Source organism: Oleiphilus sp. HI0125, from assembly GCF_001635355.1.
Window position 1 is genome coordinate 1 of record NZ_LWGF01001045.1, and the last position, 975, is coordinate 975.

The 975-nt window shown below is 42.5% G+C and carries 1 protein-coding gene; it reads right to left on the bottom strand.

Annotation, left to right across the window (positions count from 1 at the left end):
• Positions 1-156: 156 nt before the first annotated feature.
• Positions 157-975, bottom strand: an 819-nt coding sequence (locus A3762_RS17960) for an SDR family oxidoreductase (protein WP_369820697.1), incomplete at its 5' end; no start/stop codon positions are given.

Genomic DNA, 975 nt, shown 5'->3' on the forward strand with positions numbered 1-975 from the left:
GTAAAACAAGCTAGTTGTAACGCATGCGACTAATAGTTGATAGGGCAGTGAAAAAGTATTTCTGTTTCAACTCCAAGTCTCCACAATAATTGAGAACTCAGTGAGTTCAATCGTCAAGATTCTTCGCTAGTTAGTACTTACTCATATATATCAGTTTTAAACTCTGATGCCGCCATCTACATCGATAATACGACCGCTCAAGTAATCATTTTCGAAAATATAGGCTGCCGTATGCGCGATTTCATCAACCCGCCCCATACGACCTAACGGAATTAAATTCGCGACTTTATTGAAGGCTTCTTCAGGCATGAGATCCGTCATTTCGGTTTCAACAAAACCCGGTGCGATTCCGGCAGAACGAATGCCATAGCGGGCTAATTCTTTAGCCCATGTTACAGTCATTGCCGCGACACCTGCTTTAGCTGCACTGTAATTTGTTTGACCAAAATTACCGGCTCGACTTACGCTTGAAATATTAATAATGACGCCACCAGAGCCTTGCTCAACCATGCTTGCAGCAGCTTCGCGTCCACATAAAAATACACCGGTGAGATTCACGTCGATCACTGCTTGCCACTGGGATAATGGTAATTTCTGAACCTCGTCATCATTAGTTTTGACCATCAAGCCATCTTTGAGAATGCCTGCATTGTTTATCAAACCATCTAAGTGCCCAAAATCTTCTTTTATCTGCGAGAATGTCTGCACAACCTCATGCTCTTGAGCCACGTTACATGCATAGCCTTTTGCATTCGGTAGTTCTTTTACTGCGTTATTAGTTGCTTCTATATCCAGATCAATTAGCGCAATGAGTGCGCCTTTTTCTGATAGTAGTTTTGCCATCGCGAAGCCTAGTCCGCGTGCCGCACCGGTGACGGCAATTACTTTATTCTTTATATCCATAGTTCTTAATCGATCGAATTTAAATTGGTGATGGTATGTTACTACAGCGAGCATATTGTACGCCTTGATTTT